Source organism: Cupriavidus sp. GW822-FHT03E04 (assembly GCF_058801495.1).
The window spans coordinates 203,635-220,766 of sequence record NZ_JBXANI010000012.1; the positions used below are offsets into that span (position 1 = coordinate 203,635).

Consider the following 17,132-nt stretch of genomic DNA (forward strand, 5'->3'; position numbering starts at 1 on the left):
CGCGCCGGCGGGGCATAAAAAAACCCGCCACAAGGGCGGGCTGTTGGGCGGGAGGACGGGTATCCGTTCCCGTTGGCAAGGGGAAAGCGTCAGAACTTGTGGCGCAGGCCCACACCAAAGGTGTCGCCGTGCGACAGGTCGGTGATCTTGTCGTAGAAGTAAGCGGCGTAGACGTCGGTGCGCTTGGACAGGTTGTAGTCGTAGGCGACTGCCACCGTGTTGCGCTTGAAGTCCGCGACCGAGTTCTTGGTCTTGTCGTAAGCGTAGGACGCCAGGATATTGCCATTGCCGACCGGCACCGAAACGCCGACCTGGCCGTTGGTGTGCTTGATGTCGCCGTTGACGTTGTTGTTGATGTCCGACTTGATGTACTGGCCTTGCGCGAACAGCTTGACGATCTTGAAGTCGTAGCTCACGCCGCCCTGCACCGCATTCTGCTTGCTGAAGCCGACCAACAGCGGGCTGGTCGACGCGGTCACGTCACCCGGCGTGCTGTCGAACTTGACTTGCTGGAAGGCCAGCGTGGCAGCGAACGGGCCGTTGAAGTACATCAGGTTGCCGCCCCACTTGTTCTGGCCGGTGGCGCCAGCTTTCTCGCCAAACGAGTAGATCACGTTGGCGGTCAGGCCGCCGAAGTTCGGCGTGGAGTACAGCAGCGAGTTGTTCCAGCCCGAATCGCCGATGATGCCCGGGTCGTTCACGCGGGCCGTGGAGGCGCCGAAATAGGTGTGGAACACCATCGGCGAGAACACGTAGGAGTCGACCAGCGGGTTGAACAGGATGGTCGACACGAAGAAGGGCGTGGTGTTGCGGCCCAGCTTGATGGTGCCCAGCTTGTCGTTCTGCAGGCCCACGAATGCATTGCGGCTGAACATCGAGTCGCCGTTGAAGCGGCCCGAGGAGCCGCTGTCGGTGCGGAAGAAGCCGTTCAGGTCGAAGATGGCCTTGGTGCCGCCGCCGAGGTCTTCGGTGCCCTTGATGCCCCAGTACGAGGTCTGCATGCCGCCCGAATTGGCGACATAGGCGCGGTTGGCGGCTCCGACGTTCTTGACGCCGCCGACGAACATGTCGGCCTGGCCGTACAGCGTGACGCTGGATTGCGCCATGGCCGCGCCGCTGAAAAGGGCTGCCGCCATCGCTGCCAGCTTGAGGGCCGGCTTGATCTGCTTATGCATTGTGGGTTTCTCCGTGGTTGATCCGTTGCGTTCTCTGTGTACTGGGTCCCTGACGGGTTCTATTAGCTCTGGTGTTTTTCTTCGTGCCGGGCAGGCGCCGGACCTGGGCTCGGTCCGGCGCCTGCCCGTTACAGCAGCGTGGGTAAGTCAGCGGTAAATCAGAGGTATGGCAGGGCTAACGAACCCGCTGCCTTTTTGGCTCAGCCGGATACTAAGTCGTTCAGGCGGAATTGCGCAATGCGGTGGATCTGGTTGATGCAAGTTTGCAACTCCGCGGCCGGTTCGTTGTTCACGCGCCTTGCGAACTCGCCGATGATGCCGGCGCGGTCGTAGCCGCGCACCGCCAGGATGAAGGGGAAGCCGAATTTCTCGTTGTACTGGCGGTTGAGCGACTGCAGTTGCTCGAACTGCGCCGCGGAGCACTGGTCCAGGCCGGCGCCGCTTTGCTCGCGGGTGGATTCGGCGGTCAGCTCGCCGCGCACGGCGGCCTTGCCGGCCAGCTCCGGGTGGGCGCGCACCAGCTTGATCTGGGCGGCATCGCCCGCGCCGTCCACGATGGCGCGCATGGCGTCGGCCAGTGCGGCAGCATGGGCGAAGGGGCGCTGCGTGGCGGCGGCCTGCGCCACCCACGCGGAGTGTTCATAGATGCCGCCGAGCGCCTGGATGAAGTCGGCGGCCGGCATGGCGTTGAGTTGGTCGAGGGTGTAGGTCTGGCTCATGGTTCGGCTTATCGTTCGGCTTATGGTTCGGCTTAGGCGTGGTTCTGTGCGGAGCAGGGATGGGTTTCGGCCCAGTGGCGCGCGATATCCACGCGCCGGCAGATCCAGACCTTGTCGTGTCCCTGCACGTAGTCGAGAAAGCGCTGCAGCCCGCGCATGCGGCCCGGGCGGCCCAGCAGGCGGCAGTGCATGCCCACCGACAGCATCTTGGGGCGGTCCAGCCCCTGCGGATCGCCCTCGGCGTAGAGCACGTCGAAGGCGTCCTTGAGGTACTGGAAGAACTGCTCGCCGGTGTTGAAGCCTTGCGGCGTGGCAAAGCGCATGTCGTTGGAGTCGAGCGTATAGGGCACCACCAGGTGGGGCTTCTTTTCGCCGCCGGTGACTTCCACCTCGGTCCAGAAGGGCAGGTCGTCGCCGTAGTAGTCCGAGTCGTACAGCAGCCCGCCGTGCTCCACCACCAGGCGGCGCGTGTTGGGGCTGTCGCGGCCGGTGTACCAGCCCAGTGGCAGCGATCCGGTCAGCTCCTTGATGATCTGCATGCCGATGCGCATGTGCTCGCGCTCGGTGGCTTCGTCCATGCCCTGGTAGTGGATCCAGCGCCAGCCATGGCAAGCGATCTCATGGCCGAGCTCGACGAACGCGCGGGTCAGGTCCGGATGGCGCTGCAATGCCATTGACACGCCAAAGATCGTCAGCGGCAGCCCGCGCTGCTCGAACTCGCGCAGGATGCGCCAGACGCCGGCGCGCGAGCCGTACTCGTACACGCCCTCCATGCTCATGTGGCGGTCGGGGTAAGCCGCCGCGCCGATGATCTCGGAGAGGAACTGCTCGGAGCCGGCATCGCCGTGCAGCACGTTGTTTTCGCCGCCCTCTTCGTAGTTGAGGACGAACTGCAGCGCAATGCGCGCGCCGCCCGGCCAGCGGGCGTGCGGCGGCTGGCTGCCGTAACCGATCAGATCGCGTGGATAGTTGTGGCTTGTCATCAGGGTCATGGTTCTTCAGGAAACTGTGCCGGCCGCCGCCGGCTGGACTTATTCCGTGCCGTGCGAGTTGGCCGCGGCGTTGCGCATGGCTTCTTCACGCGACTGGATGCCGTTGAAGAAGACGTTGAGCACGACTGCCACGATGGTGCCCAGCACGATGCCGCTGTGGGTGAACGGGTCGGTCCACTTGGGCAGGTACTGGAAGAAGGTCGGCGCCAGCGTCGGGATCATGCCGAAGCCGATCGAGATGGCGACGATGAACAGGTTGAAACGGTTGCGGTTGAAATCGCACGAGCCCAGGATGCGGATGCCCGTGGCGGCCACCATGCCGAACATCACGATGCCCGCGCCGCCGAGCACGAACTGCGGCACCGAGGCCACGATGTGCGCCATCTTCGGGAACAGGCCCAGGCCGATCAGGATGATGCCGCCGGCCACCGCCACATAGCGCGAGCGCACGCCGGTCACCGTCACCAGGCCCACGTTCTGCGAGAACGAGGTGTAAGGGAAGGTGTTGAACAGGCCGCCAATCACGGTGCCAAGGCCGTCGGCACGCAGGCCGCGGGTCAGGTCCTCGTTGGATAGGCGCTTGCCGGTGATATCGGCCAGCGCAAGGAACATGCCGGTGGATTCCACCAGCGTGATCAGCATCACCACGCACATCGACAGGATGGCGGGAAGGTCGAAGGTCGGGATGCCGAAATGCAGCGGCGTGATCAGCGCGATCGCGCTGGCGTCGTTAAGGCCTTCGAAGGAGACCTTGCCCAGCGCCATCGCCACCAGGGTGCCGATCACGATGCCAAGCAGCACCGCGCAGTTGGAGATCAGGCCGCGGCCATACTTGCTCAGCAACAGGATCGCCACCAGCACCAGCGCCGCGATGCCCAGGTTGCCCAGGTCGCCATAGGCGAGGTTTGGCACATCCTTGACCACGCCGTCGATCACGGCACGGGTGGTGGGCTGGCCGCCGGCCGCCCAGTTGATGCCCACCCGCATCAGCGACACCCCGATCAGCGTGATCACCGTGCCGGTGACGACTGGCGGGAAGAGCCCCAGCATGCGTCCCATCAGCGGCGCCACCAGGATGCCGAATACCCCCGCGGCAATCACCGCGCCGTAGATGCCCAGCAGGCCCACATTGGGGTCGGAGCCGATGGCGATCATCGGCGCCACCGAGGCAAAGGTCACTCCCATCATGACCGGCATGCGGATGCCGAACTTCCAGAAGCCGAAAGCCTGGATCAGCGTGGCCAGGCCCGCCGCGAACAGGTCGGCATTGATCAGGAAGGCGAGCTGGTCCTTGGGCAGCTTGAGCGCGCCGCCGATGATCAGCGGCACCGCGACGGTACCGGCATACATCACCAGCACGTGCTGCAGGCCGAGCGCAAGCAGCCGGCCCGAAGGCAGCCGCTCGTTGGTTTGGTCCGTTGGGACCGTGGTGCTAGCGCTAGTCATGGATGTGTCTCCTCTCCTTTGGATTTGATGGGAACGTTGCCGGGCGGGGTGGCTCTCGGTATGTGACTCCGGCTTCGCGCATCGTCGGGGACGCGTTTCTCATGAGCAGGAATCGGGCCTTGGCCGCAGGTTGGCAACGGGAACAACTTGCTAGGTGGAGTGACCCAGCACGCTGCGAAGATCGAAATTGCCCGGTTCATCGGGCTGCACGCGGTCCGCGCATGCGCCGAGGTGGTGCGCCATACGGCTCTGGGCCAGGGCGGCATCGCCCTGTTCCAGTGCGTCGAGGATCTCTTCGTGTTCATCGAAGGAGCAGGCGTTATTGCCCGGCGCCTCGACGCTGGCGATCATCAGCGTGGTGCGCGACACCAGCCGGCGCATCATGGTGACCAGCAGCGCATTGCCCGAAAGCTCGGCCAGTGCGGTATGGAACTCGGCCGACAGGCGGATCCACTTGGGCCGCTCATTGGTGAGGAAGGCCTGGCGCTCGGCCTCCACCATCTTGCGCAGCGGCGCGATCACGCGCTTGACGTCGCGCATGCCGGCGAGCTTCTCCAGCACCGCGCGCTCCAGCATCTGGCGCAGCTCGAACATGTCGTGCGCCTCGTCGGTGGAGGGGCTGGCGATGAAGGCGCCGCGGTTGGGCTCCAGGTCCACCATGCCGTCGGCGGCAAGGTGCGCCAGCACCTTGCGCACCGTGTGGCGCGCGGTGGCATAGATTTCGCACAGCGAGTGCTCGGTCAGCTTGGTGCGCGGGGGCAGTCGGTGCTCCATGATCGCGTCATAGATCTCGTGATACATGCGCTCCTCGACGGAACCCTTGCGGGCGGGCTTGATTTCGGTCGGGGCGGCGGTGTCATCGGCACCGGCGATCAGCTTGAGACTCTTGGACATCTTGGCACCAGCGTATCGGTGAGGAGGGGAGCAGCGCGCCGTGTAAGCGGGGTGAAGCAGAGTGGCGCGCCCCAAAAATTGTTGACAATTATTTGGTTAGCACGGCAATATTGTCAACAAAACCGAGCTAGGTTTTCGACAAGTCAGGGTAATTCCTGAGTTGCCATCCGGAGTGGTGCGAAGCATTGTCGCCATGCACCAGTCCAGCGCCGGGATGCGTTAGAAATACGTACCGAGCGGGCACCATTCCCACAAATGGTGCTAGTGAAGGCAGCGGCGCCTCTCACAACCCAAAGCCCTAAGGAATAACAGGATGGGACGCTTGACCACACATGTGCTCGACACCGCAGCCGGCACGCCCGGCGCCGGCATGTCGATTACCCTGCATAAAATTGTCGACAATCGTAAGGAGACGCTGAAGACAGTCGTCACCAACCACGATGGCCGTTGCGACCAGCCCCTGCTGGATGGCGACACCATGGCGGTCGGGGTGTACGAACTCGAATTCGGCGCCGGCGATTATTTCCGCACCCAGGGCACCAAGCTGCCCGAGCCGGCTTTCCTGGACGTGGTGACGCTGCGTTTCGGCATCGCCGACACCAGCGCGCATTACCACGTGCCGCTGCTGGTCTCCCCCTGGTCGTACTCGACCTACCGTGGCAGCTAAGCGCGGCAACGGGCAATAAAGGAGACAAGACATGGAAGGCTATATCCTCGACTGGGCCAATCTGCTGCTGCGCTGGGTGCACGTCATCACGGCGATCGCGTGGATCGGTTCCTCGTTCTATTTCGTCTGGCTGGACAACAGCCTGACCCGTCCCGACGACCCAGACCTGCAGGAGAAGGGCGTGGGCGGCGAACTGTGGGCGGTGCACGGCGGCGGGTTCTACAACCCGCAGAAATACCTGAGCGCGCCCAAGACGCTGCCGGAGAACCTGCACTGGTTCTACTGGGAGTCGTATTCCACCTGGATGACCGGCTTCGGCCTGCTGGTGGTGCTGTACCTGTTCAACGCCAGCACGTTCCTGATCGACAAGAACGTGATGGACATGTCGCCGGGCGCGGCGATCGGGTTTGCGCTGTCGTATCTTGGCGTGGGCTGGGTGGTGTACGACTGCATCTGCCGCGTGTTCGGCAAGAGCGACCGCACCGTCGGCATCCTGGTGGCGATCTACGTGGCGCTGGCCGCGTTCGTGGCCTGCCACGTGTTCTCGGGCCGCGCGGCTTTCCTGCTGACCGGCGCGATGATCGCGACCATCATGAGCGCCAACGTGCTGGTGTGGATCATCCCGGGGCAGCGCAAGGTGGTTGCCGCGCTGCGCGCGGGCGATCCGGTGGATCCGGTGCATGGCAAGAACGCCAAGCAGCGCAGCGTGCACAACACGTACTTCACGCTGCCGGTGCTGTTCGCCATGCTGTCGAACCACTACAGCATGACCTACAGCTACAAGTACAACTGGGCCGTGCTGGTGCTGATCATGCTGGCCGGCGTGCTGATTCGCCAGTTCTTCATCCTCAAGCACAAGGGCAAGATCAACGTCGCGTGGCCGGCTGCCGGCGTGGCCGTGCTGGCGGTGGTCGCGGTGATGATCGCGCCGGTGCCGCGTGAGGTGGTCGCCAGCAAGGACGGTGCAGCTCCCGCGCAGGTGAGCTTCACCCAGGTGCAGGAAGTCATCAACTCGCGCTGCATCCAGTGCCACGCCGCGGCGCCAAAGATGATGCCGAGCGCCGCCAAGGGTATCAAGCTCGATACCGCCGACGAGATCAAGGCGCATGCGCAGATGATCTACCAGCAGGCGGTGCAGCAAAAGGCCATGCCGCTTGGCAACGTCACGCAGATCACGGATGACGAGCGCGCGCTGCTGGGCCAGTGGTTCGAGGCAGGCGCCAAGACCACCAACTGATTTGATAGAGATCAACAGGCCCGGCCGAGAGGCGGGCCTGTTACCGAGCATCGGTGATCGGCGGTCCGGTGGCTATGTTGTTGATGGCCGGAGGTCCGGACCGACGAGGGTTTGAGCGGGGCGCAAGCCCCGTTTTTTTATTTGAGAGTTGGTAATTGGGGGTTGGTCGCTGTTTCTTTTTGCGGCGTTGGTTTTTGGACCCAAGTGCCGTACGACATCGCCCTTGCTTGGTTGGTTGCTGTTTCTTTGTGCGGCGATGGCCCTTGGGTGCAAAAACCATCGCCGCTCAAACAAACAGCAACCAACCACGCAAGGGCGATGTCGTATGGCCCCCCAGCCTCCCAAAAACCCTACTGCAAATTAGCAATATAACTAGCAAGATTCTGAATATCCGCATCCGACAGCCCGCGAGCCACGCTAGTCATACTCCCCGCATCATTAGTCCGCTTGCGCGAGCGGAAGTCTTCGAGCTGCTTGACGATATACGCATACTGCTGCCCCGCCACACGGGGAATTTCATTCTGCCCGGTAAAGCCGCCGAGATGGCACATGGTGCAAAGCACTTCCTCGGCCTTCTTCCTGCCGGCTTCCACTTTTTGCCCGTCGGCTTTGAACTGCGAGGCGATGGGCTTCTGCGCGGCAAAATACTCGCCCAGGTCAAGCATGTCCTCGCGCGACAGCGGCGCCGCCATCGGCGTCATCATCGGGTCGCTGCGACGGCCTTCCTTGAAATCCTTTAGTTCCAGGTAGATGTAGCGTGCGGTCTGGCCGGCCAGCACCGGATAGAGTGGATTGCTGGCGTTGCCCATCGGGCCATGGCAGGCGACGCACGATTCGGCCTTGCGCCTGCCGGCGTCGGGATCGGCGTGCGCGCTGCTGGCGACGGCTGCCAGCAGCAGGCCCGCCAGAAGCGCCGGCCCCGGCAGCGCTAACCGCCGGGGCCGGGCCAGATAGGACAGGATACGCATCCCTATTGCCCTATTGCCCTACTGCACCGCGAACACCAGCACGCTGTTGCCGCGCTTGAAGTCCAGTTGCGTATTGCCGCCGGCCGCCACCGCGATGTACTGCTTGCCGCCGACCATGTAGGACACCGCTGGCGCATTCACGCCCGCGCCGCACTGGTACTCCCACAGCTTCTTGCCGGTGGCGGCGTCGAAGGCGCGGAACAGGCCGTTGCCTTCACCATTGAAGACCAGCCCGCCGGCTGTCGCGAGCACGCCGCCGATCAGCGGCTGGTCGGTCTTGTAGTCCCACACCACCTTGCCGGTATCGATGTTCACCGCGGAGAGCTTGCCCCACTGCGCCTCCGCAGGGATGGTCTTGAAGGCGCCGCCCAGCCAGAGCTTGCCGCCCGGGTAGGGCGAGGCTTCCACCTGGTAAGTCATCGGCTGGTGCAGGTTGGCGGCATAGGCCATCCGCGTCTTCGGGTTGAAGGCCATCGGCGACCATTCCACGCCGCCATTGGCGCCCGGCAGCATGCGTGCGCCATTGGCCGTGGGCAGGGTCCACATGTCTTCCTGCGGGATCATGGCTTGCGAGAAGCGGATAAGCCGGCCGTCGCGGCGGTCATGCACATAGACGTGGCCGGTCTTGCCGCCGTGGATCACGCCGGGAATCATCTGGCCGTTCTTGTCGCGCACGTCGACCAGGATCGGCGGGCTGGCGGCGTCCAGGTCCCATACGTCATGGGCGATGTACTGCGAGTGCCATTTGTAGGCGCCGGTATCCAGGTCCACCGCGACCATCGAATCCGTATAGAGGTTGTCTCCGGGGCGGATGGCGCCATACAGGTCGGGCGAGGGATTGCCCACCACGAAGATCGCCATCTTGTTCTTGCGGTCGATCGCCGGTGGCATCCACACGCCGCCGCCGAGCGCCTTGTAGAAATCGCCGCCCTTGTCCGCGAACTGCTTCTTTTCGGCCGCGATGTCGCGCTTCATGTCGCGCCCGGTGGCGTCTTTGGTGGCCCACACGCCTTCGTGGCCCTTTTCGGGGATGGTGTAGAAGGTCCAAAGCAGCTTGCCGTCGGTGGCGCTATACGCCTTGAGGAAGCCACGGATGCCGTATTCGCCGCCATTGGTGCCGATCAGGATCTTGTCGTCCACCACCACCGGCGCCATGGTTTCCGAGTAGCCCAGCTCGGGATCGGCGATCTGCGTTTCCCACAGTAGCTTGCCGGTCTTGGCGTCCAGCGCGACCAGCTTGGCGTCGAGCGTGCCCATGAAGAGGCGGTCGCCGGAGACGGCTACGCCGCGGTTGTTCGGGCCGCAGCAGAAGGTCGTGATCGGCCCCATCTTGTGCTTGTAGTGCCAGAACTCCTTGCCGGTCACGGCATCGATCGCATAGACGTGGTTATAGGACGTGGTCAGGAACATCACGCCGTTGACCACGATCGGCGCGGTCTCCATGGACTCGAGCACGGCGGTCTGGAACAGGAACGCGGGTTTCAGCTTTGCCACATTCTTGGTGTTGATCTGGCTGCCCGGGTAGTAGCGCGTCTGCACGTAGGAGCCATTCGAATGCACCCAGTCGTTAGCGTTGCTGCCGGCCGCGTCGAGCTGTGCCTGCGTCACCGGCGGGAGGGGCCGGGTCATGGCCGCGCCCGGGGTGGTCGCGCCGCCCTGGATTTCGTCCGCGCCGAAGGCTGCGGGAATGAGCGCGGCGGCCGCGGCGGCCAGTGCAAGCAACAGCAAGGGGAGGGTCACCCGGGCATGGCTGCGGGATGAGAGCATGGGAAGCTCCTTTTTTGAATTCTTCGTGCCCCGGCTTTCCCAGGGCGAAAGGGCGTGCTTGTCGCACACTGTGGCGGCCCGGGTCACAAGCAGTATAGGCAAGAGTGCAGGCAAAACAACCCGCATCGCGGCGCGCGTCAAACTGGTGTTCGCCGCGCTGCAGCATGCCTGTGGACGCTCCTTGAAATTGCGCGTCCTAACCTCCACACTTAGCTCCACACCTAGCCAGCAACGGTGTCGCGATAAGGCTGGCAACGTAGTCAACGGCAGCGGCGGGGGACGGACATGAACGGACGCACTGGGTGGCGCGCGGGGCTTGCCGCTGCGTTGCTATGCGGCATCGGAACGCTGTGCCTGCCGGCCAGGGCCGATGACGACATCAGCCTCAATGCCCGCCTGCTCGCGGCCGCCCGGGCCGGCGACGCGGCGGCGGTGAGCGCGGCGCTGCAGCAGGGCGCGGCGGTGAATGCGCGCAACCGCATCGGCGATACGCCGCTGCTCACCGCGGCCAAACGCGGGCTGACCGAGATGGCGCGCACGCTGGTCGAGCATGGCGCCGACGTCAGCCAGGCCAACGTGCAGGGCGTGACGCCGCTGATGGCCGCAGCCTTCGGCGGCTTTGATGAGATTGTGGCGATGCTGCTGGCGCGCCATGCGGAGCTGGCCGCCACGGATCGCGTCGACAAGACCGCCATGATCTACGCGGCCGGCGAGGGTCATGCCGGCGTGGTGCGGCAACTGCTGGACGCCGGCGTGGACGTCAACACCCTCTACGCCAACGGGCTCACCGCGCTGATGTGGGCGGCCGGCTACGACAAGGTCGATACGGTGCGCCTGCTGCTGTCCAGAGGCGCCCGGCCCGAGCTGCGCGACAACCGCGGGCTGACCGCGCGGGAGATCGCCGATCAGGCTGGCGCGAAGACCGTGGCCGGCTTGTTGAGCGCGCAGCATTAAAGACCCGGATTGCGGCCGCCACGGTACACGCTGTTGCGGCGTCTCCCCCTCTCCCCCCGCCTGTTAGACCAAAGTCCCATATCTGCAGCCAGGCAACTGTCATACGCTCAACCTAGCGTCGAATCAGGCTGGGTGCTGCGCTGCCTGTGTGGGGAATGTCGCCATGAGCAAAGTCAAGCCGTTCGTCGCAGTGGTGGATGACGACGAATCGGTGCGCCGTGCCATCAAACGGCTCCTGCGCTCTGTCGGCCTGTCAGCGGACACGTTCAAGAGCGGTGACGAGTTCCTGGACATGTTCGATTCCATACCGGCATATCGTCCGGACTGCATCGTGCTCGATATCCAGATGCCGGGCCTGAACGGGCTTGAGGTGCAACGCCGGCTTGCGGGCAGCGGCATTCCCGTGATCTTCATCACGGCACACGACGAGATCGGCACTCGCGAGCGGGCCTTGGCCGCTGGCGCGGCGGCCTATCTGCGCAAGCCGTTCGACGACGAGATTCTCATCCGGGTCGTGCGTGCGGCCATCCATCCACCTCCGTAGCGCGGCAGCCACCGCGGCGGTCTAGCGGCTATTGGACCAAGGTCCCATTGTTTTAGCCGGTCTCGGATATCACTATGGATCAGACCCCGGAAGAATGCTCGGTGGGCCTGCGCTTTACACAGCGTCGTCAGTGTCGTTAATTCTCATGCTTGGAGCACGCATCATGATCAAGACCCTTCGGTTCATCCTCGCGATTCCCCTGTTGCTGGTCGCGGTGGCCTGCTCTACCCAGCAGACTTCAACCGTAGGGAACAATCCACAGCTCGAAGCTAGTGCGCGCGGTGCACTGCAAAAGCTCAATGATACGAATCCCAAGACCAAGGATCTCCTGGCCCGGTCCAAGGGGGTTCTCGTCTTCCCCGACATCATGAAAGCGGGCCTTATCGTGGGCGCGCAAGGTGGCAACGGGGTGATGTTTGGCCCGGATGGCACGGTGCTGGGCTACTACAACGCCTCGGCGGTTTCGTATGGCCTGCAGGCAGGTGCCCAGACCTTTTCGGAGGCCATGTTCTTCATGACCGACTCGGCTCTCACCGATCTCAACGATCGTAACGGGTTGTCGGTCGGTGTCGGGCCGAGCGTTGTGGTGGTCGATGAAGGCATGGGAAAATCCCTGACCACCACCACGCTGAGTTCGGACGTCTACGCTTTCATCTACGGGCAGCAGGGGCTGATGGCCGGCCTGGGCGTGCAAGGCCAGAAGATCACCAAGCTCAGCCGCTGACCTGGCAGACGACCATGCAACGCACGCTGCGAACCGTAATTGGCCTGATGCTGTGCGCGCTGGCGTTAGCCGCCAGCGCGCAGCAACCCATCATCTATCCCGCCAAGGGGCAGAGCCCGCAGAAGCAGAGTTCGGACACCGCCGCGTGCCAGCAGTGGGCCAAGCAGACCACGGGCGTGGATCCGGTCGCTATCGCGCAGAAAGCCGGCCAGCCTGCAGCGCCGCCACAGCAAGGCGGACGCCTCAGGGGCGCGGCCGGTGGCGCAGCGGCCGGTGCGGCGATTGGCGCGATTGCCGGCGATGCAGGCAAGGGCGCCGCGATCGGCGCGGTCACCGGCACGGCGGCCGGCGGCGTGCGCCAGCGCCGCAAGAACGAGGCCGCGGCCGAGCAGCAGCAGGCGGGGCAGCAACAGGTCTCCCAGGAAATGGCGACATTCAATCGGGCGGTGGGGGCGTGCATGACCGGTCGCGGATACACCGTTCAGTAGAGAACGCAGCAGATGTAGAAGAAAGGCGCGGTCAGCTGGGGATCCAGACATGGCAACGAAACTGATTTCACCTCTGCGGATTGCAGCCGTCGGGCGCGTGCGCAGCCGCGCCTGGTTGCGGTTCGCGTTTGCCGGTGCAGCGTTGTTGCTGCTTGCCGCTTGCCACAAACCGGCGAACGAGTTGCCGCGCGCGACCACCGAGGTGACGGTCATGACCGTGTCGCAGCGCGACACGCCGGTCGACTTCGAATTTACCGCCCAGACGCAAAGCTCGCGCGAGGTCGAGATTCGCGCTCGCGTCGACGGCTTCCTGGAAAAGCGCGTCTATACCGAGGGGCAACTGGTGCATGCCGGGCAGGTGCTCTTCATGATGGACGCCGCGCCATTCGAAGCGGTGCTGCAGTCGGCCAAGGGCCAGCTTGCACAGCAGGAGGCCAGGCTCACCGTGACCAAGGCCAATCTTGCCCGCGTGATTCCGCTTGCCGCTCAGAACGCCCTCAGCCGGAAGGATCTTGACAACGCAACGGGCAACGAGAAGGAGGCGGAGGCCGCCGTGATCGCGGCCAAGGGCCAGGTCCGGACCGCCGAGCTTAACCTGAGCTACACCACGATCAAGTCCCCGCTCACCGGCTTGTCGAGCTTTGCGCGGCAGCAGGACGGCAGCTACGTGACCGCGGCGGCAACGGGCTTGCTGACCTACATCTACCAGCTTGACCCCATGTGGGTGAACTTCAGCATTTCCGAGAATGAGTTGCTGACATACCGGGGTCAGGTGGAGAAAGGCCAGTTGCGGTTTCCGGCGAACAACGATTTCGAGGTGGTTGTCGTGCTTGCCGACGGCAGCGTGTTCCCGGCTCGCGGGCATATCAACTTTACCAACCCCGCGTTCAACACACAGACGGGCACCTTCCTCGTGCGGGCCTCGTTCGCCAACCCGCAAGGCACCCTGCGCCCCGGACAGTTCGTGCGCGCGCGGGTTTCGGGCGCGGTGCGCCCGAATGCGGTCCTGGTGCCGCGCCGCGCGGTATTGCAGGGATCGAAGAGCCATTTTGTCTGGGCAGTCGACAAGGATGCGAAAGGCCATCAGCGGGTGGTCGAAGTCGGAGAGTGGCACGGCGATGACTGGTTCATCACCGAGGGCCTGAAGCCCGGAGAGCGGATCGTCGTCGACGGCGCCATTCGCGTGGTTGCCGACACGCCGCTGAAGATAACCCAGGCGCCGGCCAAGAGTGCCGCCGCCGCTGAACCGCGCAGCGAAGAGCAGAGCCTCTCGCAGCGCCAGTCTGCCCCTGGCGCAACGAACTGACCGGGCAGGCCACATGAACATCTCCCACTTCTGCATCGAACGGCCGATCTTTGCGTCGGTCATCTCGATCGTGATCACGCTTGGCGGCGCGCTGGCGATGCTAAGCCTGCCCATCGCGCAGTATCCCGACATCACGCCACCGCAGATCACGATTTCGGCGACGTACCCAGGCGCCACCGGCGACGTGGTTGCCAATAATGTCGCCGCGCCGATCGAGCAGCAGGTCAACGGCGCGGACAACATGATCTACATGAACTCGTCGAGTTCATCGACCGGCAACTTCACGCTCAATGTCTTCTTCCAGATCGGCACCAATCCGGAGCTGGCACAGGTCGATGTGCAGAACCGCGTGAACCTGGCGCTGCCGCAACTGCCGTCGTCGGTGCAGGCGCAGGGCATTCAGGTGCAGAAGAAATCTTCGGCGTTCATGATGGTCATCGCCATCTATTCGCCCACCGATCGCTACGATTCGACCTACATCGCCAACTACGCCAACATCTACGTGCTCGATGGGCTCAAGCGCGTGCCCGGAGCGAACCAGTCCAGCATCTTCGGCAACCCCGACTACGCCATGCGCATCTGGCTCAAGCCTGACCGCATGGCGCAGCTCGGCATCACGGCCTCCGACGTGCAGAAGGCCGTCGCCAACCAGAACCAGCAGTTCGCGGTCGGCAGCATCGGCCAGTCGCCAACCGGCGCGGCGGTGGAGCAATCCTTTGCCGTCACCACCACTGGCCGCCTGAGCGATCCGGCCGAGTTCGAGAACATCATCCTGCGCGCGGCAAACGGCGAGGCGGCGATCGTGCGCCTCAAGGACATCGGCCGTGCCGAACTCGGCCGCAAGGACTACTCGATCCGCAGCAAGTTCCAGGGCAAACCGGCAACGGTCATCGCCGTCTACCAGCAGCCGGGCGCCAATGCGCTCGATGTGTCCAGCCAGGTACGCAAGACGCTGGCGGAGATGAAGAAATCGTTTCCCGAAGGCCTTGAGTACAGCATCGCGATGGACACGACCGAGTTCACTCGCGCGTCGATCTCGGACGTTATCCATACGTTCTTCGAAGCCCTCGTGCTGGTCGTGATCGTGGTCTTTGTTTTCCTGCAGAGCCTGCGCGCCACGTTGATCCCGGTGCTGGCGGTGCCGGTGTCGATCGTCGGCACCTTCATGGGCATGCTCATGCTCGGATTCTCGATCAACATGCTGACGCTGTTCGGCATGGTGCTGGCCATCGGCATCGTGGTGGACGATGCCATTGTCGTGATTGAGAACGTCGAGCGAAACATGAACGTCCACAAGCTGAGCCCGAAGGACGCCGCCAAACGGGCCATGGACGAGGTCTCGGGGCCGGTGGTGGCGATCGTGCTGGTCATGTGCGCGGTGTTCGTGCCGGTTGCCTTCCTTGGCGGCATCACCGGGCAGCTGTACAAGCAGTTCGCCATCACCATTGCGATCTCGGTGGTGTTCTCCGGACTGGTCGCGCTCACGCTGTCGCCGGCGCTGGCGGCATTGTTGCTCAAGCCCGGGCACCACGAAAAGAAAGGCTTCTTCAAGTGGTTCGAAAATGCCTTTGCGCGGATGACCGCTGGCTATACGCGCATGGTGAAGCTGATCATCAAGCGCTTCGTGGTGGCGCTGCTGCTGTTCGCCGGCATGATCGTGCTTGCGGTGTTCATGATGCGCTCGATCCCGACCTCGTTCCTGCCGCCGGAGGACCAGGGCTATTTGCTCGGCGCGGTGATCATGCCAGACGCGGCGAGCCTGGATCGCACCGGGGCCGTGTCCCAGCACGTCACCGACTACTTCATGAAGCAGCCGGCCGTGAGCAGCGTCACGGTGGTCGATGGCTTCAGCTTGCTGGATAGCCAGAACAAGAACAACGCGGGAGCCTTTTTTATCGGCTTCAAGAGTTTCGACGAGCGCTATAAATTTGCCAACATCAAGACGCAGAACGCCCGTGCCGTGCTGATCGGCGCGTACGAGAACCTGTCCCAGGTCAAGGAGGGGATCATCCTGCCGGTCAATCCGCCGTCGATCCCGGGGCTCGGCACGACTGGCGGGACCGAGATGTGGATCCAGAGCAAGGGGGATGCCAGCATTCCCCAACTCGCAGGCGTGGTGAACGACTTCATGGCCAAGGCGAAGCAGCGGCCGGAACTCGCTCGCGTCACCTCGACCTTCAATGCGGCGTCCCAGCAACTGCTGGTCAGCGTGGACCGCGACAAGGCGGAGACCCTGGGCGTGCCGATCGAGGAGGTGTACAGCGCCATGCAGACCATGTTCGGCTCGCTGTACGTGTCGCAGTTCAACCGCTCGAGCCGGCTGTGGCAGGTCATCCTGCAAGCCGAGCCCTCGTACCGGCTCAAGCCCGGGGATCTGGATCAGATCTTCGTGCGCAGCAAGACCAACAGCATGGTCCCGCTCAAGGCCGTGATGAGCACCAGGTTCGTCACCGGTCCGGACCTGGTGACGCGCTTCAATAACTTCCCGGCGGTCAAGATTACCGCTAACGCCGCACCGGGCTACAGCTCCGGACAGGTCCTGTCCACGCTGGAATCGGTGGCTGACGAGGTGATGCCGCCCGACTACGGCGTGGGGTGGAGCGGCGAAGCCTATGAAGCCAGGCAGGCTGGCGGTACTTCGGGGCTGGTGTTCGTGTTCGGCCTGATCATGGTGTTCCTGATCCTCGCCGCGCAATATGAGAAGTGGAGCTTGCCGGTCGGTGTGCTGATGGCGGTGCCGTTCGCACTGTTTGGCGCGTTGCTGGCCATCTTGCTGCGCGGCCTCGAGAACGATGTCTATTTTCAGATCGGCCTGACGATGCTGGTCGCGCTGGCCGCCAAGAACGCCATCCTGATCTTTGAGTTCGCGGTGCTCAACCGCGAGGCGGGGGCGTCGGTCTACGATTCCGCCGTCACGGCGGCGGCCGAGCGGCTGCGCCCGATCGTGATGACCTCGCTGGCCTTCATCCTCGGCTGCGTGCCGCTGGCCATTGCGCTCGGCGCGTCGGCCAACAGCCGGCACTCGATCGGCACCGGCGTCATCGGCGGCATGCTCGGCGCGACGGCGATCGCGGTGTTCTTCATCCCGATGTTCTACTACGCGCTGGAGTCGATGTCGGAGCGCTCCGGCGGGGGCAAGAAGACCCCGGGCCCGCAGGGCGGTGCGCCCGGCGAGCCGCCGTCGGGCCCCACCGGCGCGGGCCCGGGTGCTCCGGCGGCTACGCCGTCTGCCAGGCACGAGGGCGAATGAC

Annotated in this window: 15 protein-coding genes; 8 read left to right on the top strand and 7 right to left on the bottom strand. The window is 64.1% G+C overall.

Annotated elements, in window-relative coordinates; translation table 11 throughout:
• Positions 1–89: 89 nt before the first annotated feature.
• The 5 genes from AC1RQC_RS19240 to AC1RQC_RS19260 form a co-directional block, all read right to left on the bottom strand.
• Complete coding sequence (locus AC1RQC_RS19240) at positions 90–1,175, bottom strand: porin (RefSeq protein ID WP_492374109.1); 1,086 nt, start codon at positions 1,173–1,175, stop codon at positions 90–92.
• A 200-nt stretch (positions 1,176–1,375) separates the two neighbouring features.
• Positions 1,376–1,894: a 2-oxo-4-hydroxy-4-carboxy-5-ureidoimidazoline decarboxylase gene (gene uraD / locus AC1RQC_RS19245; protein WP_309408741.1), complete on the bottom strand. Its 519-nt coding sequence runs from the start codon at positions 1,892–1,894 to the stop codon at positions 1,376–1,378.
• A 32-nt stretch (positions 1,895–1,926) separates the two neighbouring features.
• On the bottom strand, positions 1,927–2,877 hold the full coding sequence (puuE, locus tag AC1RQC_RS19250; protein WP_492884382.1) for an allantoinase PuuE: 951 nt from the start codon (positions 2,875–2,877) through the stop codon (positions 1,927–1,929).
• A gap of 48 nt (positions 2,878–2,925) precedes the next feature.
• Positions 2,926–4,332 carry a nucleobase:cation symporter-2 family protein gene (locus AC1RQC_RS19255; RefSeq protein WP_492809829.1) on the bottom strand — a complete coding sequence of 469 codons (1,407 nt, stop codon included), beginning with the start codon at positions 4,330–4,332 and terminating at the stop codon, positions 2,926–2,928.
• A gap of 150 nt (positions 4,333–4,482) precedes the next feature.
• A complete protein-coding gene (locus AC1RQC_RS19260) occupies positions 4,483–5,226 on the bottom strand; it encodes a GntR family transcriptional regulator (protein ID WP_174423888.1) in 744 nt (247 codons plus the stop codon).
• Positions 5,227–5,539: 313 nt separating this feature from the next.
• Between AC1RQC_RS19260 and uraH the strand changes: the two genes are divergently transcribed.
• Both uraH and AC1RQC_RS19270 read left to right on the top strand, forming a co-directional pair.
• Complete coding sequence (uraH, locus tag AC1RQC_RS19265; protein WP_043344662.1) at positions 5,540–5,893, top strand: hydroxyisourate hydrolase; 354 nt, start codon at positions 5,540–5,542, stop codon at positions 5,891–5,893.
• A 31-nt stretch (positions 5,894–5,924) separates the two neighbouring features.
• Positions 5,925–7,130, top strand: coding sequence for a urate hydroxylase PuuD (locus tag AC1RQC_RS19270; RefSeq protein WP_174423889.1), 1,206 nt, complete (start codon positions 5,925–5,927; stop codon positions 7,128–7,130).
• A gap of 350 nt (positions 7,131–7,480) precedes the next feature.
• Here AC1RQC_RS19270 and AC1RQC_RS19275 read toward each other — a convergent pair whose 3' ends face one another.
• Positions 7,481–8,098: a c-type cytochrome gene (locus tag AC1RQC_RS19275; RefSeq protein WP_492374110.1), complete on the bottom strand. Its 618-nt coding sequence runs from the start codon at positions 8,096–8,098 to the stop codon at positions 7,481–7,483.
• An 18-nt stretch (positions 8,099–8,116) separates the two neighbouring features.
• Complete coding sequence (locus AC1RQC_RS19280; RefSeq protein WP_492884334.1) at positions 8,117–9,865, bottom strand: pyrroloquinoline quinone-dependent dehydrogenase; 1,749 nt, start codon at positions 9,863–9,865, stop codon at positions 8,117–8,119.
• A 285-nt stretch (positions 9,866–10,150) separates the two neighbouring features.
• Between AC1RQC_RS19280 and AC1RQC_RS19285 the strand changes: the two genes are divergently transcribed.
• The 6 genes from AC1RQC_RS19285 (at position 10,151) to AC1RQC_RS19310 (ending at position 17,131) form a co-directional block, all read left to right on the top strand.
• The gene (locus AC1RQC_RS19285) at positions 10,151–10,819 is read left to right on the top strand and encodes an ankyrin repeat domain-containing protein (RefSeq protein ID WP_492884336.1); all 669 of its coding nucleotides are present in this window, start codon (positions 10,151–10,153) and stop codon (positions 10,817–10,819) included.
• Between the two features lie 163 nt (positions 10,820–10,982).
• Entirely contained in the window at positions 10,983–11,363 is a 381-nt protein-coding gene (locus tag AC1RQC_RS19290; RefSeq protein ID WP_492374113.1) for a response regulator transcription factor, read from the top strand.
• Between the two features lie 163 nt (positions 11,364–11,526).
• Positions 11,527–12,087, top strand: coding sequence for a lipid-binding SYLF domain-containing protein (locus tag AC1RQC_RS19295; RefSeq protein ID WP_492374114.1), 561 nt, complete (start codon positions 11,527–11,529; stop codon positions 12,085–12,087).
• Positions 12,088–12,101: 14 nt separating this feature from the next.
• Positions 12,102–12,575, top strand: coding sequence for a glycine zipper domain-containing protein (locus AC1RQC_RS19300; protein ID WP_492832118.1), 474 nt, complete (start codon positions 12,102–12,104; stop codon positions 12,573–12,575).
• A 97-nt stretch (positions 12,576–12,672) separates the two neighbouring features.
• The gene (locus AC1RQC_RS19305; protein WP_492884338.1) at positions 12,673–13,881 is read left to right on the top strand and encodes an efflux RND transporter periplasmic adaptor subunit; all 1,209 of its coding nucleotides are present in this window, start codon (positions 12,673–12,675) and stop codon (positions 13,879–13,881) included.
• Between the two features lie 13 nt (positions 13,882–13,894).
• A complete protein-coding gene (locus AC1RQC_RS19310) occupies positions 13,895–17,131 on the top strand; it encodes an efflux RND transporter permease subunit (protein ID WP_492374117.1) in 3,237 nt (1,078 codons plus the stop codon).
• The last annotated feature ends 1 nt before the right edge of the window (position 17,132 follow it).

What these genes read in the sequence shown, in the direction of transcription:
- AC1RQC_RS19240 (WP_492374109.1), bottom strand. Translation starts at nt 1,175, where the DNA reads ATGCATAAGCAGATCAAGCCGGCCCTCAAGCTGGCAGCGATGGCGGCA.
- uraD (WP_309408741.1), bottom strand. Translation starts at nt 1,894, where the DNA reads ATGAGCCAGACCTACACCCTCGACCAACTCAACGCCATGCCGGCCGCC.
- puuE (WP_492884382.1), bottom strand. Translation starts at nt 2,877, where the DNA reads ATGACAAGCCACAACTATCCACGCGATCTGATCGGTTACGGCAGCCAG.
- AC1RQC_RS19255 (WP_492809829.1), bottom strand. Translation starts at nt 4,332, where the DNA reads ATGACTAGCGCTAGCACCACGGTCCCAACGGACCAAACCAACGAGCGG.
- AC1RQC_RS19260 (WP_174423888.1), bottom strand. Translation starts at nt 5,226, where the DNA reads ATGTCCAAGAGTCTCAAGCTGATCGCCGGTGCCGATGACACCGCCGCC.
- uraH (WP_043344662.1), top strand. Translation starts at nt 5,540, where the DNA reads ATGGGACGCTTGACCACACATGTGCTCGACACCGCAGCCGGCACGCCC.
- AC1RQC_RS19270 (WP_174423889.1), top strand. Translation starts at nt 5,925, where the DNA reads ATGGAAGGCTATATCCTCGACTGGGCCAATCTGCTGCTGCGCTGGGTG.
- AC1RQC_RS19275 (WP_492374110.1), bottom strand. Translation starts at nt 8,098, where the DNA reads ATGCGTATCCTGTCCTATCTGGCCCGGCCCCGGCGGTTAGCGCTGCCG.
- AC1RQC_RS19280 (WP_492884334.1), bottom strand. Translation starts at nt 9,865, where the DNA reads ATGCTCTCATCCCGCAGCCATGCCCGGGTGACCCTCCCCTTGCTGTTG.
- AC1RQC_RS19285 (WP_492884336.1), top strand. Translation starts at nt 10,151, where the DNA reads ATGAACGGACGCACTGGGTGGCGCGCGGGGCTTGCCGCTGCGTTGCTA.
- AC1RQC_RS19290 (WP_492374113.1), top strand. Translation starts at nt 10,983, where the DNA reads ATGAGCAAAGTCAAGCCGTTCGTCGCAGTGGTGGATGACGACGAATCG.
- AC1RQC_RS19295 (WP_492374114.1), top strand. Translation starts at nt 11,527, where the DNA reads ATGATCAAGACCCTTCGGTTCATCCTCGCGATTCCCCTGTTGCTGGTC.
- AC1RQC_RS19300 (WP_492832118.1), top strand. Translation starts at nt 12,102, where the DNA reads ATGCAACGCACGCTGCGAACCGTAATTGGCCTGATGCTGTGCGCGCTG.
- AC1RQC_RS19310 (WP_492374117.1), top strand. Translation starts at nt 13,895, where the DNA reads ATGAACATCTCCCACTTCTGCATCGAACGGCCGATCTTTGCGTCGGTC.